Origin of the sequence: Micromonospora sp. NBC_00421 (assembly GCF_036017915.1) — a bacterium.
Classification (GTDB): domain Bacteria; phylum Actinomycetota; class Actinomycetes; order Mycobacteriales; family Micromonosporaceae; genus Micromonospora.
Genome location: NZ_CP107929.1, coordinates 1,387,154 through 1,410,130 on the forward strand (window position 1 = coordinate 1,387,154; position 22,977 = coordinate 1,410,130).

19 protein-coding genes are annotated in these 22,977 nt (G+C 73.7%); 8 read left to right on the plus strand and 11 right to left on the minus strand.

All coding sequences use genetic code 11. The annotated features are described in order from the left end of the window. Window positions 1-21: 21 nt before the first annotated feature. From OHQ87_RS06185 to OHQ87_RS06220, 8 genes are all read right to left on the minus strand, one after another. Window positions 22-1,308: an ROK family transcriptional regulator gene (locus tag OHQ87_RS06185; protein ID WP_328345751.1), complete on the minus strand. Its 1,287-nt coding sequence runs from the start codon at window positions 1,306-1,308 to the stop codon at window positions 22-24. Between the two features lie 163 nt (window positions 1,309-1,471). Next, window positions 1,472-2,428, minus strand: coding sequence for a sensor histidine kinase (locus OHQ87_RS06190; protein WP_442930796.1), 957 nt, complete (start codon window positions 2,426-2,428; stop codon window positions 1,472-1,474). Window positions 2,429-2,496: 68 nt separating this feature from the next. Further along, window positions 2,497-3,207: a response regulator transcription factor gene (locus OHQ87_RS06195; RefSeq protein ID WP_328345755.1), complete on the minus strand. Its 711-nt coding sequence runs from the start codon at window positions 3,205-3,207 to the stop codon at window positions 2,497-2,499. A 25-nt stretch (window positions 3,208-3,232) separates the two neighbouring features. Continuing rightward, window positions 3,233-3,682, minus strand: a complete 450-nt coding sequence (locus tag OHQ87_RS06200) for a hypothetical protein (protein WP_328345757.1) — start codon at window positions 3,680-3,682, stop codon at window positions 3,233-3,235. Further along, window positions 3,679-4,893 carry a molybdopterin-dependent oxidoreductase gene (locus tag OHQ87_RS06205; protein ID WP_328345759.1) on the minus strand — a complete coding sequence of 405 codons (1,215 nt, stop codon included), beginning with the start codon at window positions 4,891-4,893 and terminating at the stop codon, window positions 3,679-3,681. Before OHQ87_RS06205 ends, OHQ87_RS06200 begins: the two co-directional genes overlap by 4 nt. After that, window positions 4,890-5,531 (minus strand): class I SAM-dependent methyltransferase, encoded by a 642-nt coding sequence (locus OHQ87_RS06210; RefSeq protein ID WP_328345761.1) that lies wholly within the window; start codon window positions 5,529-5,531, stop codon window positions 4,890-4,892. The genes OHQ87_RS06205 and OHQ87_RS06210 overlap by 4 nt, the downstream gene beginning before the upstream one ends. After that, window positions 5,528-6,187, minus strand: a complete 660-nt coding sequence (locus OHQ87_RS06215; protein ID WP_328345763.1) for a TIGR04282 family arsenosugar biosynthesis glycosyltransferase — start codon at window positions 6,185-6,187, stop codon at window positions 5,528-5,530. The genes OHQ87_RS06210 and OHQ87_RS06215 overlap by 4 nt, the downstream gene beginning before the upstream one ends. Then, entirely contained in the window at window positions 6,184-6,843 is a 660-nt protein-coding gene (locus tag OHQ87_RS06220) for a glycosyltransferase family 2 protein (protein WP_328345765.1), read from the minus strand. The genes OHQ87_RS06215 and OHQ87_RS06220 overlap by 4 nt, the downstream gene beginning before the upstream one ends. Before the next feature lie 142 nt (window positions 6,844-6,985). On the opposite strand from OHQ87_RS06220, the gene OHQ87_RS06225 reads away from it, so the two are divergent. From OHQ87_RS06225 to OHQ87_RS06235, 3 genes are all read left to right on the plus strand, one after another. Continuing rightward, window positions 6,986-8,035 carry an NAD-dependent epimerase/dehydratase family protein gene (locus OHQ87_RS06225; protein WP_328345766.1) on the plus strand — a complete coding sequence of 350 codons (1,050 nt, stop codon included), beginning with the start codon at window positions 6,986-6,988 and terminating at the stop codon, window positions 8,033-8,035. Further along, entirely contained in the window at window positions 8,032-9,435 is a 1,404-nt protein-coding gene (locus tag OHQ87_RS06230; RefSeq protein ID WP_328345768.1) for a hypothetical protein, read from the plus strand. Before OHQ87_RS06225 ends, OHQ87_RS06230 begins: the two co-directional genes overlap by 4 nt. 120 nt (window positions 9,436-9,555) lie before the next feature. Continuing rightward, the gene (locus tag OHQ87_RS06235) at window positions 9,556-11,334 is read left to right on the plus strand and encodes a DUF1996 domain-containing protein (protein ID WP_328345770.1); all 1,779 of its coding nucleotides are present in this window, start codon (window positions 9,556-9,558) and stop codon (window positions 11,332-11,334) included. Window positions 11,335-11,415: 81 nt separating this feature from the next. On the opposite strand, the gene OHQ87_RS06240 is transcribed toward OHQ87_RS06235, so the two are convergent. Continuing rightward, window positions 11,416-12,312, minus strand: coding sequence for an alpha/beta fold hydrolase (locus tag OHQ87_RS06240; RefSeq protein ID WP_328345772.1), 897 nt, complete (start codon window positions 12,310-12,312; stop codon window positions 11,416-11,418). A 102-nt stretch (window positions 12,313-12,414) separates the two neighbouring features. Between OHQ87_RS06240 and OHQ87_RS06245 the strand changes: the two genes are divergently transcribed. The 4 genes from OHQ87_RS06245 (at window position 12,415) to OHQ87_RS06260 (ending at window position 18,340) form a co-directional block, all read left to right on the plus strand. Beyond that, window positions 12,415-14,382: an AfsR/SARP family transcriptional regulator gene (locus OHQ87_RS06245; protein WP_328345773.1), complete on the plus strand. Its 1,968-nt coding sequence runs from the start codon at window positions 12,415-12,417 to the stop codon at window positions 14,380-14,382. Window positions 14,383-14,566: 184 nt separating this feature from the next. Beyond that, complete coding sequence (locus OHQ87_RS06250; protein ID WP_328345775.1) at window positions 14,567-16,219, plus strand: amino acid adenylation domain-containing protein; 1,653 nt, start codon at window positions 14,567-14,569, stop codon at window positions 16,217-16,219. Then, the gene (locus tag OHQ87_RS06255) at window positions 16,216-17,559 is read left to right on the plus strand and encodes a hypothetical protein (protein WP_442930691.1); all 1,344 of its coding nucleotides are present in this window, start codon (window positions 16,216-16,218) and stop codon (window positions 17,557-17,559) included. The genes OHQ87_RS06250 and OHQ87_RS06255 overlap by 4 nt, the downstream gene beginning before the upstream one ends. 16 nt (window positions 17,560-17,575) lie before the next feature. Beyond that, a complete protein-coding gene (locus OHQ87_RS06260) occupies window positions 17,576-18,340 on the plus strand; it encodes an enoyl-CoA hydratase-related protein (protein WP_328345777.1) in 765 nt (254 codons plus the stop codon). Window positions 18,341-18,383: 43 nt separating this feature from the next. Here the strand turns inward: OHQ87_RS06260 and OHQ87_RS06265 are convergent, their stop codons facing one another. Together OHQ87_RS06265 and OHQ87_RS06270 are read right to left on the minus strand one after the other, a co-directional pair. Continuing rightward, window positions 18,384-19,064: a response regulator transcription factor gene (locus OHQ87_RS06265; RefSeq protein WP_328345779.1), complete on the minus strand. Its 681-nt coding sequence runs from the start codon at window positions 19,062-19,064 to the stop codon at window positions 18,384-18,386. Between the two features lie 4 nt (window positions 19,065-19,068). Further along, window positions 19,069-20,436 (minus strand): sensor histidine kinase, encoded by a 1,368-nt coding sequence (locus OHQ87_RS06270; RefSeq protein WP_328345781.1) that lies wholly within the window; start codon window positions 20,434-20,436, stop codon window positions 19,069-19,071. A 527-nt stretch (window positions 20,437-20,963) separates the two neighbouring features. Here OHQ87_RS06270 and OHQ87_RS06275 point away from each other — a divergent pair. Further along, window positions 20,964-22,505 carry a non-reducing end alpha-L-arabinofuranosidase family hydrolase gene (locus OHQ87_RS06275; protein ID WP_328345783.1) on the plus strand — a complete coding sequence of 514 codons (1,542 nt, stop codon included), beginning with the start codon at window positions 20,964-20,966 and terminating at the stop codon, window positions 22,503-22,505. The last annotated feature ends 472 nt before the right edge of the window (window positions 22,506-22,977 follow it).

A 22,977-nucleotide genomic window follows, 5' to 3' on the forward strand; every position in this document is an offset into this window, starting at 1 on the left:
CACCGTGCACCCCCGGGTCAGTCAGCTTGCCGATTCGGTGAGCCCCGCCCGCTCGTCGGTCACCTGCTCGGGCGGGCGCGGCCCGGAACCCAGTGGTACGAGCTCGGATTCGAGGACCAGGGCGGCGGCGCCGATGGCCGAGGCCGTGGCGGCGGAACGGGAGAGCCGTACGTCGACCGTGTGCGTGCCCCGCGAGAAGGAGGCGCGGAGTTCGTGCCGGACGATGGGAAGGTACACCGACCCGGCGGCGGCCAGGCTCGGCCCGGTCAGCACGAGCACCTCGAGATCCATCAGGTTCGCCAGCGTCCGGGCGGCGGCCCCGACGTGCCGGGCGGACCGCTCCAGCAACGCCAGCGCGTGCGGTTCGCCCCGGCGTGCGGCGCGGCTGATCGCGGCGAAGTCGGCGACCACCGAGGGCCGCCGCGCGCCGACCGTGAAACCCACCGCCCGGGCCGCTGCCGGGTCCGACCGCGCGGCGGCGACCACCGCAGCCGGCCCGGCCAGCGCCTCCACACAGCCACGGGCACCGCACCAGCACCGCGGCCCGTCGGCCGACACGCAGACGTGCCCCAGTTCCCCGACGTTGCCGCTCGGCCCCCGGTAGGTGACGCCGTTGATGACCAGGCCGGCACCGATGCCGGTGCCCATGTAGAGGACGGCGGCCGAGGTCGCGGCGCCGAATCCGCCCGTCCAGTGCTCACCCAGCGCCGCCGCGGTCGAGTCGTTGTCCAGCACCACCGGCAGCGCCGTCACCTGTTCCAGCGCCCGGCCCAGCGGAAACCCGTTCCACTGCCGCATGGCGGGGGCGAGCCCGACGTCCGGGGGGCCGCCGATGCCCCGGGTGGCGTCGACCGGGCCGGGGAACACCAGGCCGACGCCGAGAATCCGGGCCCGTTCCACTCCGACGCCGGCGATGAGCGCGGCGATCTCGGTGGCGATCCGGGCGACGACGACCGGCGGCTCCTCGGCGCCGGCACCGGGACGGGAGATCCGGGCCACCACGGTGCCGCCCAGGTTGGTCAGCGCGTACGTGATGACGCCGTGATCCAGGTGCACGCCGACGGCGTACCGGGAGGCGTGGTCGAGTTGGAGCAGGACCCGCCGTTTGCCCCCGGTCGACTTGGCGTGACCGGTCTCGACGACCAGGCCCTCGTTGATGAGCTTGCGGACCAGGGTGGAGATCGTCGGTGCGGTGAAACCGGTAGCCTTGATCAGGCCGACCCGGCTGATCGTGCCGGCCGCCCGGATCGCGTCGAGAACGAGTGACTTGCTGCTCGCATGCGGTTTGCTCGCTGCTGGTCCGCTCACTGCTTCTCTGCCAGGGCTGTTCGGTCGGCCGACCGGAAGTATACAAGCAGTGCGATGTCGTAGGGCCCTGGCCCGGTCCGGGCTCCGCTCCTCGGCGCGGGTGGGCCTTACGCGCGGCGAGCCTCCCTGGCAGCCCGCCGGTACGCGTCGACCTACGCCGGGCTCACGACCTGCCCGTCGCGGCGGGCAGCCGTACCTCGAACTGGCAGCCCCGGACGGTGTTGCGCACGTCGACGCGGCCGCCGTGGGCCTCGACGAGACCACGCACGATCGCCAGGCCGAGCCCGCCGCCGCCACCGGATCCGGCCGTGCCCGGTGTGCGGGCCCGCTCGCCCCGGAAGGCGACGTCGAAGACCCGGTCCAGGTCCTGCTCGGGGATGCCGCCGCAGGTGTCCGAGACGGCCAGCCACACGCTGTCGCGTTCGTGGCCGGCGGCGATGTGCACGGTGCCGTCCTCGGGGGTGTACCGGACGGAATTGATCAGCAGGTTGCTGACGACGCGGGCGAGTTCGCGTTCACCGGCGCGTACGGAGGGCCAGCCGCTGTCCGCGGCGACCAGGCGGATCTTCCGGCCGGCGGCGAGCGGCGCGACACCGGCGATCGCGTCGGACACGATGTCGCGCAGCGGCACGGTGGTGGGTACGAGCCGCAGCGCGCCCGCGTGGATCCGGGACAGCTCGAACAGGTCGTCGACGAGTTGCGCCATCCGGTCGCTCTCCACCCGGATGCGGCGGTGGTATTCGGCGACGGTGGCCGGGTCGTCGATGATGCGGTCCTCCAGGGCCTCGGCCATCGCCCTCAACCCGGCAAGGGGAGTGCGCAGATCGTGCGACACCCAGGCGACGAGTTCGCGCCGTCCGGCCTCCAACCGCCGTTCCCGGTCCCGGGCCGCCTGGGCCCAGACGGCGGAGGCGGCCAGCCGGCTGCCGAAGACGGCACCGACGGCGAGGCTGATCACCGCGGAGGCGCTCACGGTGACCAGGACGACCCACAGGTCGTGCGGGGACAGGAACATGGCCTGGGCGACGGTGGCGACGCCGACGACCACGGCGAGCACGGTGACGGTGAGCAGCACCAGGACGTGTACGAGGATCGAGCGGCCGCGCAGCAGCCGGAGCATCCCGGCGCCGGCCAGCCCGACGACACCTCCGGCGGCGAGGGCGTAGAGCCCGATGAGCAGTGTGTCCTTCACCGGCGGGCTCCTTCGTCGAGCGGATCGTACCGGTAGCCGACGCCCCAGACGGTGCAGATGCGGCGCGGTTCCGCCGGCTCCTTCTCGATCTTCTCGCGCAGCCGACGGACGTGGACGGTCACCGTCGACTGGTCGCCGAACTGCCAGCCCCACACCTTGTCCAACAGGTCGGCGCGGGACCACGCCCGCCCGGGGTGGCGCATCAGGAACACCAGCAGGTCGAACTCCCGGACGGTCAGCGCCAGCGGCACGCCGTCGAGCTCGGCGACGCGTCGGGCGACGTCGACGGCGAGCTCCGCGTCGACGAGCCTGCCCAGGCCCGCCGACCCGGTGGCGGGCCCGGCGGTACGCCGCAGCACCGAACGGATCCGGAGCACGAGTTCCCGGGGCGAGAACGGCTTGGTCATGTAGTCGTCCGCGCCGACCTCCAGCCCCAGCACCCGGTCCGCCTCCTCGCCGAGGGCGGTCAGCATGATCACCGGAAGGTCGGGGAGCTGCCGGCGGATGCGGCGGCACACGTCGAGGCCGTTGATCCCGGGCATCATCAGGTCGAGCACCACGAGATCGGGCCGGTGGGCGGCGATCGCCGCGAGCCCGGCGGCGCCGTCGGCGGCCAGCCGGACCTCGCAGCCGTCCTGTTCCAGGTAGCGGCGGACGACGTCGCTGACCGTGGGGTCGTCGTCGACCACCAACACCCGGTGTCCCATTCCGGCCACGCTACCGACCGACCGACTACGAGCCGCTCCCGCCTGGCCTTTCGGATTCCTTACCGCGTGCCGGGGATCGGCGTCGCCGGTCTCTCCACAGCCCCGAGAGCACCGTCACGCCGGCGACGAGCAGCAGCACCACGGCGAGGTTCCGGCCGTACGGCAGCGGCAGCGCCGAGGGGTTGTCCGGGGACGTGCCGAAGCCGAGCACGAGCGGCAACGCCACGACGCTGAGCGCGGCGACGCTGATCGCGGCGGCCCGCGTCACCGGGCGGTGGCGGCGCGGGACGGACCGGGTGAGCGCGGCGCCGGCGGCCAGCAGCACGGCCATCCAGACGATGTCGTGCCCGACCAGCACGCCGGCCAGGAAGAGCAGCACCCCGGCCGGATCGATCTCGGGGTCGGCGAGCGCGCCCACCACGGCGTACCCCATGGCCAGCAGTCCGACCGCGACCAGCGCTACCCGGGTCCTCACCGCGACTGCCGGACGATGATCCGGCCGAGCCACTTGGTCTGTAGCACGCCGGGGCGGTTCGGGGCGATCAGGCGGGCGGGAAAACCGTGGTCGAGGTGCAGGGGTGCCCCGCCCAGCCGCAGGGCGACAAGCGTCAGCGGGTCACGTACGTGCGCCGGCCCGACTGTCGACGTGCGGTACCGGCCGACCTCCTCCAGCGACTCGACGACGACTGTCGCCCGGTCCAGGTCGACACCGACGAGCGCGACCAGGTCCCGCAGCCGCACCCCGCTCCACCGCCCGGTGGCGCTCCACCCCTCCACACAGGCGATCGGCAGCTGCGCGGTGTGCTGCTCCAGCGCGTGCAGGTCGGCGAGGTCCAGCTCGGTGCGCCCGGCGGGACCGGTGACCACCAGCCGGTACGCCGGGTCCAGCGCGCGGACGGCCACCCCGGCGCGCTGCGCGGTCTTGTTGACCGGTAGCCCCTGCGGTCCCACGTCCGGCCGGCGGGGGGCGAGCACCGCCAGCCCGGACAGCGGTCGGACGGTCTGCCCGACAGTGGTCAGGGTGACCAGCCCGGCCGCTGCGGCGACACCGCCGAGCAGCCCGCGTCGGCTGAGCCGGTCGGACGGCGACTCGTCGGTGGGCCGGGCGAGCGCGGCGCGTACGGCCGGCAGTTGTACGCCGACGTGCACCAGCAGCGCGCCGATCGCCAGCCACGCCACCCGGTAGTGCCCGGCGGTGAAGAAGTACGGCATCGGCGCGTACCAGCGGGAGACGTTCAGCACCCCGCCCACCACCTGGAACAGCGCCGCGGCGACCAGCACGGCGACGCTGGCGCGTTCGACCGCGTGGGCGATCGACCGGACCGGCGGCCAGCGGAACAGGTGGTGGTAGACCGACCACAGCTTGGCCCCGAGCAGCGGCACCGTGGCCAGACCCGTCGCCACGTGCAGACCCTGGGCGAACCGGTAGAGCCCCACCGGGCGGGCCGGCCAGCCGAACCAGCCCGGCGGGTTCAGGACCAGGTGACTGAGCAGCCCGGTGAGGAAGCAGACGGCGAACGCCACACCGAGCGCGACGCCGAGTTGGCTGGTCAGCCGGGTCGACCGTAACCGGGAGGGGAACCGGTCGGGCCGCAGTGGCCCGCGCCGCAGCACCTGCGGGGGTGCCGGCAGGGGCGCCTGCCACCAGCCTGCCAACCGCCGCAGCCGGGTGGGACGGCTGGTCACCTCGGCGTGAGGGTGGCGAACCACCGGCCCGCCTCCGTCCAGGTGTCGCGCACCCGCAGCGCCGTGTCCCCGGCCAACGCGGCAAGATCGTCGAGGGGTACGCAGGCCCACGGCAGGGGGCTGCCGGTGCCGCCCGGGGTCTGCACCGTGGCCGTGCCGGACCAGGCCGGGGTGCCGGGTGGCGCGAGCTCGGCGTGCAGCCGGCCGTCGGCCGCCAGCAGCCGGCGGCAGCGGCGTAACAGCCGGTGCGGGTCACCGCCGATGCCGATGTTGCCGTCGGCCAGCAGCAGGTGCCGCCAGCGACCGGCCCCCGGCACCGGGCCGAAGACGTCGCGTTGCAGCGCGACCGCGCCACGCCGGCGGGCCAGCCGGACCGCGATGGCGCTGACGTCGATGCCGAGGGCCGGGCGTCCGGCGTCGATCAACGCACCGGTGAGCCGGCCGGGACCGCAGCCGACGTCGAGGGTGGGGCCGGTGCAGCGGGCGAGCAGGGTGGCGTCCCCGGCGGTGGCGTCCCGGCACCAGACGGCCGGGTCGAACCGCAGCACACCGCCGCTCGGGTGCCGGGCCGTGAACGCGGTCGGGTGGCCCGACGCGGCCCGGTCGAACACGGCGTCGAAGACCGCGACGGCGTTCACCGGGCGACCGCCACGGGCGACGGCACGTCGGCGGCGACGGCGACGGCGAACCGGCTGCCCGCCGGGCACCGTGCGGCCACTGCGTGCGCGTCGGCCGCGGTGTCCACGTCCCGCAGGTGGGGCAGCAGGTGGACCCGCAGGCCGCGACGGCGCAACGCGGCCAGGGTGAGCCGGCCGGTGTCCGCCACCGAGGTCGGGATGGTGCGCAGCACCTCGGCGTGGTCGGGTACGCGCAGGCCCAGCGTCCACCAACCACCGTCGTCGGCCGGCCCGAACACCGCGTCCGGTCCGTCCGCCGTGCCGAGCAGCCGCGTCGCGGTGTCGAGGTGGCCGGCGGTGAGCTGCGGGGTGTCCATGCCGATCAGCAGGGTGCTGGTACCCACCTCGCGGGTGTCGGCGAACGCGTTGGCCAGCCGGTCGCCGAGCGGGCCGCCCCGCTGGGCGAGCCGCGTCCAGCCCGGTGGGGCCGGATGGTCACCGTCGACGACCAGGACCCGGGCGCCGGCCGTGGCCGTGGTGACTGTGTCGAGGGTGTCGGCCAGGGCGGCAGCGGCGACCCGGGCCGCCTGTTCGGGGGTGCAGGGCGGGCAGAGCCGCGTCTTGACCCGGCCTGGTTCCGGCTTCTTGGCCAGCACCAGCACCTGAGGGACGCTCACCGGGCCAGCACCGCGCTCATGTCCCGGACCGCGCGGGCGGTGCCGAGCACGGTGCCGGTGACCTTGGATCGGGTCCCGGCCGCCCGGGGGTGGTAGTCGACGTCGACCTCGACCACCCGCCAGCCGGCCCGACCGGCCGCGATCAGCAGCTCCAGCGGGTAACCGAAGCGGCGGTCCCGCAACCCCAGCGCCAGCAGGTCGTCCCGGCGGACGGCCCGGATCGGCCCGATGTCGTGGACGTCGAGGCCGGTCGTGCGGCGCAGCCGGTGGGCCAGGAAGGCGTTGGCGACCCGGGCGTGCAGCGGCCACACCCCGCGCGCGGTCGGACGCCGCCGGCCGGTGCCCAGCTGCGCCTCGCCGACGAGGACCGGACCGACCAGCCGGGGCAGCTGCGCCGGGTCGAAGGACCCGTCGGCGTCCAGCACGCACACCACCCCGTCGGCGGGGTCGGCCGCCAGGACCCCGGCGTGCACCGCCGCGCCGTACCCGGGCTCGGCCACGCTGATCACCTCGGCGCCGCAGGCGCGGGCCACCGCCGCCGAGCCGTCGGTCGAGCCGTTGTCCACCACGATCGGCCGGTAGCCGGCCGGCATCCGGGCCAGCAGGTCGGGCAGGGCCGGGGCCTCGTTGCGGCAGGGAAGAACCACATCGGTCATGCTGCGGACGGTAGGACAGGATCCGCCCGGAAATCCTTACCGGCCGATGACGGCGTTCTCCGGCACCGCGGAGTTCTTACGAACCGCTGACGGGAGACCGTCACCGGAGCGCGTCGCCGCCTGCCGGCTCTACCGTCGGCGGGTGACTCACGTACTCGTCACCGGCGGTGCCGGTTTCATCGGAACCCATGTGGTGACCGCCCTGCACGACGCCGGCCACCTGGTGACCGTGGTGGACTCCGGTCATCCCGGCGCACACCGGCAGCCGCTGCCGGACACCGTGGCGGGCGCCCCGCTCGTCCGGCTCGACCTGCGCGACAGGTCCGCCGTGGACGGGGCGCTGGCCGGCGTCGACGTGGTCGTCCACCAGGCGGCGATGGTGGGACTCGGCGTCGACCTGGACGACCTGCCCGAGTACGTCGGCTGCAACGATCTCGGCACGGCCGTCCTGCTCGCCGCGATGGCCCGCGCGGGCGTGCACCGGCTGGTGCTCGCCAGCTCCATGGTGGTCTACGGCGAGGGCGCCTACTCCTGCGCCGCCCACGGTCCGGTCCGCCCCGCGCCGCGAACCGTCGCCGACCTGGCCGCCGGCCGTTTCGAGCCGACCTGCCCGAGTTGCGGTGCCACCCTCGTGCCGGGGCTGATCGGTGAGGAGGCTCCGCTGGACCCCCGCAGCGGGTACGCCGCCACCAAGGTCGCCCAGGAACATCTCACCTCGGCGTGGGCCCGGCAGACCGGAGGCTCGGTGGTGGCGCTGCGTTACCACAACGTCTACGGGCCGGGGATGCCCCGGGACACGCCGTACAGCGGGGTGGCGGCGATCTTCCGCTCCTCGATCGAGGGCGGACAACCGCCCCGGGTGTTCGAGGACGGCGGCCAGCGCCGTGACTTCGTGCACGTCCGCGACGTGGCGGCGGCCAACGTCGCCGCGCTGGACGCGACCGGGACGCGCACCGGCTGGCGGGCGTACAACATCGCCTCCGGTCGTCCGGCCACCATCGGCGAGCTGGCCACGGAGCTCGCGCGGGCCGCCGGTGGCCGCCCGCCGGTGGTCACCGGCGAGTTCCGGCTCGCCGACGTGCGGCACGTGGTCGCCTCGCCCGCGCGGGCCGAGGCCGAACTCGGCTTCCGGGCCGTCGTGGGGCTCGCCGACGGGATCGCGGAGTTCGCGTACGCGCCGTTGCGCGGGTGAACGTCACCCCGCGCCACCGCCCGGCGCGTGCCGACCTGATCGCCGCCGCCGCCGCGCTCGGCCTGTTCGCGGTGGCCGCCGTCACCGGTGGCGTGCTGTATCTGCTGGGACATCCGGTGCACGCCAGCGCGGCGCCACTGTTCGCCGGGTGGTTGCCGCACGTCGGCCCCGGCACCCCGCTGGCCCTGCTGCTGGCCGTGCTGGTCTGCTGGCGTGGGCCCGCGCTGGCCGCCCGGTCGTCCTGGCGAGCGCTGCTCGCGATCTCCTACGCCACCGCGGTGGCCTGGACGCTGTCGCTCGCCCTGATCGACGGCTGGCAGCGCGGCATCGCCGACCGGCTGACCACCGAGTTCGAATACCTGCACGAGGTACCCGGCGTCACCGACATCCCGGCCATGCTTGCCGGGTTCTCCGGCCGGATCCTCGACCTGCAACCGGATTCCTGGACCACCCACGTGTCCGGGCACCCGCCAGGGGCACTGCTCGTCTTCGTCTGGCTCGACCGGGTCGGGCTGGATGGCGGCGGCTGGGCCGGCCTGCTGTGCATCCTGGTCGCGGGACTCGTCGCCGTCGCGGTGCCGCAGACCGTACGGCTGCTCGGCACCGACGAGGCGGCCCGCGCGGTGGTGCCGTTCGTGGTGCTGTTCCCCGGTGCGGTCTGGGCAGGGGTGTCGGCCGACGGGCTGTTCGCCGGGCTGACCGCCACCGGGGTCGCCCTGCTGGCCTACGGGGTGACCCGGGGGCGTGCCGTGGGCGCGGTCGCCGGCGGCGCCCTGCTGGCCTTCGGCTGCTACCTCTCCTACGGGCTGATCCTGATGGCCCCGATCGCACTGGCGGTCGTCGTGCTCGGCCGGCACCGGCGCACAGTGGGCTGGGCATTCGTCGGGGCGGTGCCGGTCGTCGCCGCGTTCACCGCCACCGGCTTCCTCTGGCCCACCGGCTACCACCTCGTCATCGAGCGCTACTACCAGGGCATCGCCAGCGACCGGCCGTACGGCTACTGGGTCTGGGCCGACCTCGCGCTCGTCGTCGTCGCCGCCGGTCCGGTGGCAGCCGTGATCATCCGTCGTGCGGCACTGGCCGCTCGCCGGGCCTTCTCGTCTCGCTGGCCGGACCTTCGCCGGCCGGACCTTCGCTGGTCGGACCTTCGCCGGTCGGGCTTTCGTCTGCCGGGGGCGGACCAGGCCGGTTGGCTGCTGGCCCTCGCCGCCACGGCGGTGATCATCGCGGCGGACCTGTCCGGCTACAGCAAGGCCGAGGTCGAACGCATCTGGCTGCCCTTCACCTGCTGGTTCATGGCGGGAGCGGCGCTGATCCCACCCGCCGACCGCCGCAGCTGGCTGGCGGTGCAGGCCGGGGTGGCCCTCACGGTCAACCACCTGCTCCTGACGGGCTGGTAACGGGACTTCTTACCGAAGCATGACGTACCCGTCGAACGTTGAGCTTCCACCGCCCGCCGGTCCGTACCCCGGGGCGACAACACATCACCGGAGCCGTCTTTCGGCTTTGAGGAGATTCCGATGAACCGCAGAAAGAACGGGACGCCGCTGGTGCAGTCGCGGCCGGCCCGGCTCGCCATGGCGGCGGTCGTGCTGGCGGCCACCGGTGCGCTGACCGTCACCTTCGTCACCAGCGGCGGCAAGGGCACCGCGGACGCCGCCACCAGCCTGGACCAGTTCGTGAAGATCGAGAACGTGGCGCCGAACGTGCAGAACCCGAAGCCGGCCGCCGGCGCTTCGACCGGCCGGTTCACCGTCGACTGCGGCACGAACGGCAACGGCAAGTTCAGCCCGGACAACCCGGTGGCCCAGCCCGGCATCCGCAACGGCGCCGAACACGTCCACGACTTCGTCGGCAACCTGGCCATCACCGCGAACTCCTCCAACGCCGACCTGGACGCCTCCGGCACCACCTGCCGCAACGGTGACAAGTCGTCCTACTTCTGGCCGGTCGTCCGGATCGACAAGAGCGTCCGCAGCGGCAACCAGGTCCAGCAGGCCCTCGCCCAGACCCAGCCGATGGTCGTCTGCCCCTCGGTCGGCAAGCGGCTGCGCGCCGTCCCCACCGGAGCCCGCGCCACCGTCGACCGCCTGCTGGCCGAACTGGACCGCCAGCAGGCTGCCGCGAACCAGCGGATGACGGCCAGCCGGGGCCGCATCGACGCCGCGTTCAACCGTGAGGTCATCGACTCGCTGCGGGCCCGCCGCGCCGCGATGATCAAGCAGATCAGCACCACGGTCACCGCCGCCGGCGGTAACCAGCCCGGCCTGGTCTCGCTCGTCGAATGTGACATCAGCTACGACGACATGCACGCCCGGATGCCCGGCGCCACCCACCGCGCGAGCGTCAAGGCGGCCCAGGCCGCCAACCCGCGGATCCAGTGCCCCAGCGTGCGGGACAAGTTGCCCGGCGTGCCCGCCGGGGCGCTCGCCGAGGTGAACCGCAACCTCGACGAACTCGACCGGCAGATCTCCGAGGCCAACGAACGCCTCGTCACCAGCCGTGGCCAGGGTGGCCCGGCCTTCGTCGACAACGCCATCCTCGGCCCGCTGCGCGCCAAGCGGACCGCCGTGCTCGACCGGATCGCCATCGCGATCAGCCGGCAGGCCGCCCGCCCGCAGGGCCTCGAAGCGTTCGCCACCTGCACCCTGGACCAGGCCCCCGGCGCCACGGCGGCACCGAGCAACGCGCCCACCACTGCCGCCGCGCCCACGACTGCCGCCGCGCTCCCCGATCCGCAGGGGCCCAACTTCGAACTGCCCGGCAACACCGGTGGCATCGTCCGCCCGGCGCAGGTGTTGATCGAGTACCGCGGCAACCCGGTCAGCAAGGTGGTGCCGATGCCGAAGTTCCTCCGGGCGCTCACCGGTGACGCCAAGCCGACCAGCCGTGGCCCGGCCAACGCCCGCGCCACCTGGAGCTGCGCGGGCTTCGCCGACCGGCTCTCCGACAAGTACCCGATCTGCCCCGCCGGCAGCCAGGTGCAGCGCGTGCACGACTTCCCCGGCTGCTGGGACGGCAGGAACATCGACAGCGACAACCACCGCAACCACGTCGCGTTCGCCGACAAGGCCACCGGCGCGTGCCCGCAGGGCTTCCAGGCGATCCCGCAGCTGCGGATCACCGTCGGCTACGACATCGCCCGCGACGTGCAGGTCAAGGGTCAGTACGCTCTCGACTCCTTCCCCGAGGAGAACCACAACCCCTTCTCCGACCACAACGACTTCGTCAACGTCAACTCCGCCCAGACCATGCAGCGCATCGCCACCTGCATCAACAAGGGCAAGAACTGCTCCTGACGACACTGGCACGAGCCGCCCAGGACGGGCCCGGGGCGGGAGTCTGACCAGACTCCCGCCCCGGGCCCGCGGCGCTGCGGCCTACCGGTCGGCGCCGGGGCGGGTGAGCAGGCGGCGTAGCACCGTGACGACCTCGGTGGGGGTCTCCTCGGCCATGAAGTGACCGGCGGACGTGGTGTGGTGCTCCAGGTCGGTGGCCCAGGCGCGCCACCGGGCGGCGGCGTCGAAACCGAGGGCCGCTCCCCAGTCCTGCTGGACCACGGTGACCGGCATGGTCAACCGGTTCCCGGCGGCCCGGTCGGCCCGGTCGTGTGCGAGGTCGACACCGGCCGAGGCGCGGTAGTCGGCGACGATGGACGGCACCGCCTCACGAGACGCCCTGAGGTACTCCGCGCGTACGTCCGGGGCGATGGCCTGCGGGTCCCGGGCCCAGACGTCGAGGAAGTAGCCGAAGAAGGCGTCCGGGCTGGCGCCGATCAGCTGCTCGGGCAGGCCGGGTGGTTGGGCCATGAGGTAGAGGTGGAAGGCGACCGCCGCGTCGACTCCGTGCAGGATGTCCCACGTGTCGGGGGTGGGCAGCACGTCGAGCGAGGCGAGGTGGGTGATCGTGTCCGGATGGTCGAGGCCGGCGCGGATGGCGACCAGCGCGCCACGGTCGTGCCCGGCGAGGGCGAACCGCTGGTGACCCAGCTCGCGGGCGAGGGTGACGACGTCGGCGGCCATGGTCCGCTTGGCGTACGTGTCGCCGTCGCGCTCGGCGGGCTTGTCGCTGGCACCGTAGCCGCGCAGGTCTGGGCAGATCACGGTGTGGTCGGCAGCCAGGTCGGTGGCGACGTGCCGCCACATGAGGTGGGTCTGCGGGAAGCCGTGCAGCAGCACGATCGGCCGTCCGGTGCCGCCCACCGCCACCTGGAGCCGTACATCTTCGTCGACGGTGACGCGCTGGTAGTCGAAGCCGGGAATGGTGGTGCTGGTCATCGTTCGTACCCTTCTGTTCGGTAGCCGTGTTCAGCGTGCCGCCCGCCGATGAGCAACCGATGAGCGCGCTACGTTGAGGCGGGACACGGAAGGGGGTTCGCGGTGCAGGTCGGGTTCGGCGTCCTCGGACCGGTCGTCGCGTGGGACGCCGACGGTGCGTCGATCGACCTGAGGGGGCCCCGACACCGCGCGGTGCTGGCCCGGCTCCTGGTGGCCCAGGGGCGGGTCGTCCCGGTCAGCCGGCTCGTCGACGACCTGTGGGAGGACCCACCGGCGGGCGCGGTGAGTGCGGTGCGCACGTTCGTGGCGGCCCTGCGTCGCGCGCTGGAACCGCAGCGCCCACCGCGCGAGCCGGCCCGGCTGCTGGTCACCGAGGGGCCGGGTTACGCGCTGCGGGCCGCGCCGGAGGCGGTCGACGCCTGGCGGTTCGACGACGCGGTGGTCGCCGCGTCCACCGCAACGCCCCGCGAGACCCTGGCGCGTCTCGACCCCGCCCTGCGGTGGTGGCGCGGGCCCGCGTACGCCGGCTTCGACGAGCCGTGGGCCGGTGTCGAGCGGTCCCGCCTCGAACAGCTCCGGTTGCACGCGATCGAGCGGCGGGCCGAGGCGCTCCTGGCGGTGGGGCGGGCCGTCGACGCCGTACCGGGTCTCGACGCCCATGTGGCCGAACATCCGTGGCGGGAGGAGGCGTGGCGGCTGCTGGCGCTCGCCCTGTACCGCACGGGCCGCCAGGGCGACGCGCTCGCGGTGCTGCGCCGGGCCCGTGGCCTGCTCCGCGACCAGCTCGGACTCGACCCCGGCCCACGCCTGCGCCGTCTGGAGACCGACATCCTCCGGCAGGCCGACCGGTTCGGTGACGATTCCGCCCATCCAGGTCCGGAACAGGTCTGGGCACAGGCCGCTGCGGCGTACGACCGCACGGTGGCCAGCGGCGCTCCGGCGCGACTCGAGTCGACCATCGGCCTGCTCAGCGGTCTCGCGGTGGCCGGACCGGAGGGGCTCGAAATGGCCCGGGACCAGCGGTCCGCAGCCGTCGCCGCCGCCGAGCGGCTCGGTGACCCCGAACTCACCGCCCGGGTGATCGGCGGCTACGACGTGCCGGCGATCTGGACCCGCTCGGACGATCCGCAGCGGGCGGGGCAGATCGTGGCGGCCGCCGAGCGGACCCTGGCCGCCCTGCCCCCGGGCTCCTCCGCTGCCACCCGGGCGCGGCTGCTGGCCACCGTCGCGGTGGAGTCGCGCGGCACCCGGTCCGCGCGGGGGCCGCAGGCGGCCCGGCAGGCGGAGGAGATCGCACGCCGCCTGGGGGATCCGGCCCTGCTCGCCTTCGCCCTCAACGGCGTGTTCATGCAGACGTTCCCGCGCGCGGGTCTCGCTCCCGCGCGGGACGAGGTCGGCGCGGAGATCGTGGCGCTCGCCGCCCGGCACGATCTGGTGACCTACGAGATCCTCGGTCACCTGATCCGCCTCCAGGCCCGCAGCGCGCGGGCGGACTTCACCGGCGCGGACGGCCACGCGGCGGTCGTGACGCGACTCGCCGCCCGGCACGGGCGACCGCTGGTCGGCGTCTTCACCAGGTGGTACGAGGCACTGCGGCTGACCGCGACCGGGGCGGCACCGCACGTCGCGGAGGCGGCCTACCGTGATGCGGCGGTGTCGTTGTCCGGTGCCGGCATGCCCGGGGTCGAGCGGGGGCTCCTGCCGCTCGCCCTGCTGTGCCTGCGCGTGTGGCACGGCCAGCCGGCCCGCTTCGCCCGGGACACCGACTGGGGGCCCTACCTGCCCTGGGCGCGTCCGCACGTGCTGCTGGCGCAGGATCGCCGGGCCGAGGCCGCCGTCGCGCTGCGTCGGATCCCCGAACCCCCGCCCGACCTGCTCTTCGAGGCCCTGTGGTGCCTGACCGCCCAGAGCGCGATCACGGTGGACGACCGGGAGGTCATGCGACGCGCCCGGACCGAACTCGCCCCGGCCGCCGCCGAGGTGGCCGGCGCCGGCAGCGGGATGCTCACCGTAGGTCCGGTCGCACATCACCTCGGCTGCCTCGACACCGCGCTCGGCCACCCGCGCTGACCGGGCCGCGACGTCGGAATACTCCGCCGCCCTGGTCGCCGCGCGCCGGTCGCCCCGGGCTGGGACAGGCCAGCACGGCAGGTGCACCCCGGCGCCGCGCGGAATCTAAGACATTTCCCATTTGCATTGGCGAGCATCTATCTCGACAGCCGCGTAGGGCGGCCGGTCAGAACAGGAGCAGCCCATGTCCGTACGACAGTCCAGCACGATCGACGACGCGGCGGCACGCCCGGTCAGCACCCTTCCCGCCGCGCCGGACGGCTGGCGGGGCCCCCTGCTGGACCACCTCCCACCACGCGAACGCCGGCTCTTCCACCGGTTCGGCAAGGGGCCGGCGGTGCCCGTACCCGATCTGCGTATCCACCAGGCGTTCGCGCGCTGGGCCGCCGCCACCCCGGATGCCGTCGCGGCCGAGCACCTCGGGGTGCGGATCGGCTACCGCGAGCTGGACCGCCAGGCCGACCGGCTGGCCATCCGGCTGGTGGCGCTCGGCGTGCGGACCGGGGACACCGTGGGCGTCTTCGCCAGCCGGTCGATCCCGATGCTGGTGGGGATCCTGGCGACGCTCAAGGCCGGGGCGGCCTACGTCCCGCAGGACGTCCGGATCGCCCCGGCCGGGCAGTTGCGGCAGGTCATCTCGGCTGCCCGCTGCCGGGTGGTGCTGACCACGTCGGCGACCCTGGACGCGGTGCCGGCGTTGCCCGGTGTGCCCCGGCTCGCGGTCGACGAGGTGATGACCGAGCCGCTGCCTGCGGAACACCACCCGGCCGTCGCGGTCCCGACCCGTCCGGTACGCGCCGACGACGGCTGCTACGTGCTGTTCACCTCCGGCACCACCGGCACCCCGAACGGCGTCACCGTGACCCACGGCAACGTGGCCAACATCCTGCTCACCGCGCCGGGCGACCTGGGGATACGGCCGGGTCGGCGGGTCGCCCAACTGCTCAACGTCGCCTTCGACATGGCGGCCTGGGAGATCCTGGGCTGCCTCGCCAACGGTGGCACCCTGCTGGTGCGCGACGGTGATCTCACCGCCACCGCCGCCCGCGCCGACGTGGTGATCGCCACCCCGTCGGTGCTCGGCCGGATCGACCTGGACCGGTGCCGGCGGGTGCGCGTCGTCGCCGTGGCGGGCGAGCCCTGCCCGCGTCCGCTGGCCGACCGGTGGGCCGCCGGCCGCCTCTTCTACAACTGCTGCGGACCGACCGAGACCACCATCGTCAACACCATGCACCGGCACCGGCCCGGGGGCCCGCTCACCATCGGTCGACCGACGCCGAACAACACCGTCTACGTCCTCGACGCCGACGGCCGGCCCTGCCGCATCGGCGAGGTCGGCGAGATGTGGGCCGGTGGCGGTTGCGTTTCCGTCGGCTACCTGGACAACGCCGCGCTCAACGCCGAGCGGTACGCCCCGGATCCGTTCCTGGGCGCGGGGCGGCTGATGTTCCGTACCCGGGACCGGGCACGCTGGTGCGCCGACGGGGAACTGGAACACCTGGGCCGCACCGACGACCAGGTGAAGGTCCGGGGCTTCCGGGTCGAGCTGGACGCGGTCTCCGCCGTGCTGGAGGCGGTGCCCGGCTGCCGGCAGGCGGTCACGCTCAGGCTGACCGACCGCGACCTGGTCTCCTTCGTCGCTCCGGCGGAGCTGGACCCGCAGCGGTGCCGGGAGGCGGTGGCCGCCGCGCTGCCCTACTACTGCGTGCCGGCGGCCGTGCACCCGTTGCCGGAGCTGCCGATGACCGGGCGGGGCAAGGTCGACCGGGACGCGCTGCGCCGGCTCGCCCTCGACCTGCGGTGGCAGTGGGCGCACATCGAGGAGGCGGCGGCGTGACCAGCACCGGTCTCCGGCCCCCGCCGGTCCCGCAGGCACGCCCGGTTACCGTCGCGGAGAGCGGGTCCGGCGGCGTGCTGCCACCGCCGGTGTCGACGCTGCGCCGGATCCTCGCCCACCCCCGGTTCATGCACCACCACCGCCTGGTGGCGGCGGTGCTCGCCACCAATATCGCGCTGTTGGCGTACGGGCTGACCGCCGGTTGGTGGCGCGGCCCCGAGGCGCTGGGTGACGCCGCCCTGGCGAACGTGGCGCTGGCGGTGCTGGTGCGTCAGCAGTACCTGGTCAACCTGTTCTTCTGGCTGGCCACCCGGGCACCCACCCGCTGGCCGCTGCGGATCCGCGCGACGTTGGGCAAGGTCTACCACTTCGGCGGGCTGCACGTCGGCGCGGCGCTGGCCGGGACCGGGTGGTACCTGGCGCAGCTCGGCGCGCTGACCGTCGGCGACGGACCCGGTGGGGCGGGGGCGCTGGTCACCGGGTACGCCGCCGCCGGCCTGCTGCTGGCGGTGGTCGGCACCGCGCTGCCGCCGGTGCGCTCCCGCCGGCACGACCTGTTCGAGCGCACCCACCGCCTCGGTGGCTGGGCGGCCCTGCTGCTGCTCTGGGTACAGGCCGGTTTCCTGGCCGGCGGGCCGGTCGCGTTGGCCGTCTCCCCGCAGGGCGGGGCGCTCGCCGTGCTGACCGCCAGCATCGCGCTGCCCTGGCTGCGGCTGCGCCGGGTGCCCGTGGTGGTGGAACGCCCCTCGTCGCACGTGGCGCTGGCGCACTTCGACCACGGGGTGACCCCGTTCCCCGGCTCGTCCACCGCGGTCAGCCGCAGCCCGCTGTGGGAGTGGCACTCCTTCGCCAACGTGCCGGCGCCGGGTCGGCCCGGGTTCCGGCTGACCGTCTCCCGGGCCGGCGACTGGACCGGGCGGTTCATCGACGACGCGCCGGAGCGGGTCTGGGTGAAGGGGATCAGCACGGCCGGGGTGGCCAACATCGAGACCCTGTTCCGGCGGGTGGTGTACGTGGCGACCGGCAGCGGCATCGGCCCGGTGCTGCCGCACCTGCTGGCCGGGCAGGTGCCGGCCCGGCTGGTCTGGGTGGCCCGCCGGCACCGGGAGACCTTCGGTGACCAGCTGGTCGACGAGATCCTCGCCCACCAACCCGACGCGCTGCTGTGGGACACCGCGCACGACGGCAAGCCCGACATGCTGCGGCTGGCCTGGCAGGCGTACCGCCGGTTCGACGCCGAGGCGGTCATCTGCATCTCGAACCGCCCGCTCACCTGGCAGGTGGTGCGGGGCATGGAGGAACGCGGGGTGCCCGCGTACGGCGCGATCTGGGATTCCTGACGGCATGGAGGCGACGATGAGGATCACCATCGAGAAGGACGACCGGGTGGTCACGGTGCGGTTGTGCCGGCCCGAGGTGCGCAACGCGTTGGACACGGCGTTGCTGACGGAACTGGTCGAGGCGCTGCGACCGCTGGACCGCGATCCGGGCGTGGGCTGTTTCGTGATCACCGGGTCGGAGCAGGTCTTCGCGGCCGGTGCCGACATCCGGGAGATGGCGGGCAAGTCCTTCCTGGACGTGGCGCTGGAGGACCACTTCGCGGGCTGGGACGCGTTCGCCGCGCTGCGCACCCCGAAGATCGCCGCAGTGGCCGGGTACGCCCTCGGCGGTGGCTGTGAGCTGGCGATGATGTGCGATCTGGTCTTCGCGGCGGAGAACGCCCGGTTCGGGCAGCCGGAGCTGCGGCTGGGGGTGATGCCCGGGATCGGCGGCACGCAGCGGCTGACCCGGCTGGTCGGCCCGGCCCGGGCGATGGACCTGGTCCTCACCGGACGCCAGCTCGATGCGGCAGAAGCGGAACGGTGGGGCCTGGTGTCGCGGGTGGTGCCGGCAGCGCGGCTACTGGCGGTGGCGCAGGACGCAGCGGCGGTGGTGGCCGGGCATCCCAAGTTGGCGACGCTGCTGGCGCGGGAGGCGGTCCGTCAGGCCGAAGAGGTCGGCGTACGGGCCGGGGTGCTGTTCGAGCGACGGGCCTTCCACGCCCTGTTCGCCACCGAGGACCGGCGGGAGGGCATGGCCGCCTTCCTGGAGAAGCGTCCGGCCCGGTTCTCGGGTCGCTGAGCCGCCCGGCGGCCCGGGGTCCCACCGGTCCCGGGCCGCCGGCTCAGAGCGCGCCGATCTGGTAGCCGAGTCCGTGTACGGTGCGGACCACCCCGTCGCCGAGCTTGCGCCGCAGGTAGTGCACGTACGTGTCGACCACCGCCTCGGTCCGGTCGGCGCCGAAGACCCGCCCGCGTAGCTGGCTGCGGCTGTGCACCATCCGGGGCTGGGTGGCGAGCAGCCGGATCAGCTCGAACTCCCGTCCGCTGAGCGTCACCTCCCGGCCGTCGGGCAGCCGTACCCCGCGCTGGGCCAGGTCCAGCTGCCCGGCCCCGATCGGGATCAGCTCGGCGGTGTCGAAGCGGCGGCGGGTCAGCGCCCGCACCCGGGCCATCAGCTCCGGCACCTCGAACGGCTTCGGCAGATAGTCGTCGGCGCCCGCGTCCAGGCCCCGGATCCGCTCGTCGGGGTCGGCCAGCGCGCTGAGCATGAGCACCCGGGCGGCGACCGCGCAGCGCCGCAGCCGGATCAGCAGGTCGACGCCGTCGATCGCCGGCAACCGGCGGTCCAGCATGATCACCTGGTACCGGCCGCGCAGGGCCAGGTGCAGGCCCCGTTGGCCGTCCCGGGCCAGGTCGATCGGGTAACCCGCCCGGCGGAACAGCTCGACCAGCATGTCGGCGAGTTCCGCGTCGTCCTCGACGAGGAGCAACGGGCCGTGCGCCTGGTCTGGCGGGTGGGTCATTCGTTCATGGTCGCACCGAAGTGGGGGACTGTTGACCGGTGGAATTCTTCACCGGTCGGAATCTGCTCATCTCGCGCTCCTGATCCACCCGGTCGCGGTTCGCCCGCCAGCAGAAGGGCCACCAGGACCCGGCGGGATCGCCGTCCGGCGGCGGCGCGCCGGCCCGCCCACCGAAGCGCACCGGCAGCCGTACGGTGAAGGTGGCACCCGCTCCCGGCCGGCCGGTGGCGCTGATCGTGCCGCCGTGCGCGGTGACCACCTCGCGGATCAGGGCCAGTCCGAGCCCGACCCGGCGGTCCCCGGCGTCGGGCCCACTGTGGAACCGGTCGAAGATCCGTTCGGTGTGCCGTGGGTCGAACCCCCGGCCGGAGTCGCCGACCGTCAGTTCGACGTGGTCGGCGAGCACCGGGCCCAACCGCACCTCGACGCGACCGCCGGTCGGGGTGTGCTGCAGGGCGTTCGCCAGCAACTCCGCCACCACCCGGTGCAGCGCGGGCCCGACGCCGCGGACCGGCACCGGGGCGCCCACACCGGCCACGGTGAGCGTCACGCCGTGCGTGGCGGCCCGGGGCGCGTCGGCCTCGACCGCCTCGGTGACGAGCGCGGCGAGGTCGACGGTGGCCACCGGCCGGGTCGTCGCCGTCGGGTCGGCCAGCCGGGCCGACAGGAGCAACTCGTCGACGATCTCCCCGAGCAGCCGGGTGGTACGCAGCAACCGGTCCAGATCCTGCTGGTCGGTGCCGGTGTCTTCGCCGGTCGACCGCTGCGCCAGCAACTGCGCCGCCGTGTGCACCCGGGTTATCGGGGCCCGCAGCTCGTGGCTGGCATCGGCGACGAAACGGCGCTGCCGGTCGAGTGCCTCGGTCAGCGGCTCCACCGACCTTCGGCGCAACCGCAGGTCGGTCGCGGTCGCCGCGACCAGGACCGCCACCGCGGCGGCCGCCACCCCCCAGATCAGGTGCCGCCGCTCGGCGAGCTGGAAGCGGGCGTCGAAGACCACCTGGACGACTTCGCCGTCGCGCAGTTGCGTGCGTACGTGGTAGATGGTGCCGTTGCGGGCCACCTGGTCGACCTGTGGCCGACCGGTACGTTCCACGGTGTGGATGGCCGGGTGGTGGGGGAAGCCGGCCGGAGGTGCGCCGCCGTGCCCGGTGTCGCTCGCGCCGCCGAAGATCCAGGTGCAGCCCGACGGGTCGGCGGGGCGGCCGTGCACCATGGCCCAGTCCAACTCGTGGCGGATCTTCGCCTGCTGGAGGTGCAGCAGGGCGGCGTAGCCGATCCCGCCGACCAGGGCCAGCAGGGCGACGACCAGCAGACCGACGGCCAGCCCGGTGCGCGGTCGGGCGCGGCGTACGCCGCCGGTCAGCGGCACCGCGCTGCCGCTCCCGGCCTTCCCGCCCGGGTGCGACCCGGTCTGCCGGTTCGGCCATCGACCCCCATTCCTCGAAGATGGCACATCGTCCACCGGATCGGAAGGGATCACGACGTCCTCCCGGATGGCGGGCCGGCGGAGGTCGGTTCCCTGCCGGCGCGGGAGCGAGTGAGCGTTAACATCTTGGTCGATACCACCACCGCAGCCCCTGGCGGCGGAGGGTGGTGGCGACGTGGCCGGGTGCCCTGAGCGGCTCTTGAGCCGCCCGAAACGCTCTGGTAACATCGCCGGATCTGAATGGGACCCCTGCCGGTTCGTTCGCCCCCACCAGCCCGATCATGAGAGTGCTCGACCTGTGATCGTCGATGTGAGCGTTCACATTGCCTGTCGGCTCCGGTCCCGACGTGGGAACGGCCGACGGGTGCGGGTCGACCACGCTACCCGGCCCCCGGCGACAACGTCACCGTGGGCCACCGCGCAGGGACCGTCCCCGAGAGGCTCCACCCGTCCTGATGAAGGAGCACCCCATGCATCTCCTGGCTGACACACCCGGCCCGGCTCCCCGTCCGCCGGGTCACCGGCGTCGGCGATGGCTGCTGCCGGCGGCCACGGCAGTCGTGACCGCCCTGAGCGGCGGCGTCGTCGCCGTCACCGCGACGGAGGCCGCCGCGGCCACGATCGACACCAACGCCTCGTACGTGCTGGTCAACCGCAACAGCGGCAAGGCCCTCGACGTCTACAACCTGGCGACCACCGACGGGGCCCGGATCACCCAGTGGACCCGCAACGACGGCAGCCAGCAGCAGTGGCAGTTCGTCGACTCGGGCGGCGGCTACTACCGGCTGAAGTCGAGGCTGTCCGGCAAGGTCCTCGACGTCTCCGGCAAGTCGACCGCCGACGGCGGGGCGATCGTGCAGTGGACCGACAACAACGGCACCAACCAGCAGTTCAGCATCCAGGACATCGACGGCTACATTCAGCTGGTCAACCGCAACAGCGGCAAGGCCGTCGAGGTGCAGGGCGCGGCCACCGCCGACGGGGCCAACGTCGTCCAGTACGCCGACTGGAACGGCACCAACCAGCAGTGGCAGCTCGTCCGGGTCGGTGGCACCACCACCCCGCCGCCCACGACGACCCCACCGCCGGGCGGCAACTGCACGTTGCCGTCGTCGTACCGGTGGTCGTCGACGGGTCCGCTGGCCAACCCGAAGTCGGGGTGGGTGTCGCTGAAGGACTTCACCGTCGCGCCGTACAACGGCAAGCAGCTCGTCTACGCCACCACGCACGACTTCGGCAACACCTGGGGCTCGATGAACTTCGGCCTCTTCACGAACTGGTCGGAGATGGCGTCGGCGTCGCAGAACGGGATGAACTCCGGCACTGTCGCGCCGTCGTTGTTCTACTTCGCGCCGAAGAACATCTGGGTGTTGACGTACCAGTGGGGTGCGGGCGCCGCCTTCTTCTACCGGACGTCGAGCGACCCGACGAACCCGAACGGGTGGTCGGCCGCACAGGCCATGTTCACCGGGAGCATCACCGGCTCGGGGACGGGTCCGATCGACCAGACGGTGATCGGTGACGGCCAGAACATGTACCTGTTCTTCGCCGGCGACAACGGCAAGATCTACCGGGCCAGCATGCCGATCGGGAACTTCCCCGGCAACTTCGGCTCCAGCTACACGACCATCATGAGCGACACCTCGGAAAACCTGTTCGAGGCGCCGCAGGTCTACAAGGTGCAGGGCCAGAACCAGTACCTGATGATCGTCGAGGCCAGGACCAGCTCCTGGGAGCGCTACTTCCGCTCGTTCACGGCGACCAGCCTGAGCGGCACCTGGACGCCGAATGCGACGACCTACAACAACCCGTTCGCGGGCAAGGCCAACAGCGGCGCGACCTGGACCAACGACATCAGCCACGGTGAGCTGCTGCGGACCAGCGCCGACCAGACCATGACCATCGACCCGTGCAACCTGCAACTGCTCTACCAGGGCCGTTCCCCCAGCTCCAGCGGCGTCGACTACGGCCTGCTGCCGTACCGGCCGGGGCTGTTGACGCGGCAGCGCTGAGCCGTACCGCAGGGCCGCCCCCCGGATTGTTCCTGAGATCCCCGCAAGGGGGCGGCCCGAGGGCGGTCCACGCCCCGCATCGACCAGCTCGGTAACTCCAGCGTCACCGGTCGGCAGGACCCGCACGCGCGGGTCCTGCCGACTCTCGTTTCCACAGGTACACCCGCCGCTCACACCCGGACCCGCGAAACCACTGGTGCGGCGGTCGACTCCCGTCAGCGGGACACCGAGAAGGCTGTCCGCTGTCCGTCGTCCGCATGGTCGGGTTGCGGGGCGGGCGGTGGCCCGGATGCCCCAGTCGATCACCCGTTGGCCGCCGGGACCTCAGCGACCGACCGCATCGGGGGCGCAGGGCGCGGCGGCGGCCTCAGCACACCGGCCGCGAACTGTCGGGCGCGGGGTGGAGCGGGACGGTCGTGACCGCCGTCGGTGCAGTGGCCGCCGCCGGAGGCCGGCCAGGGCCGCCGCCATC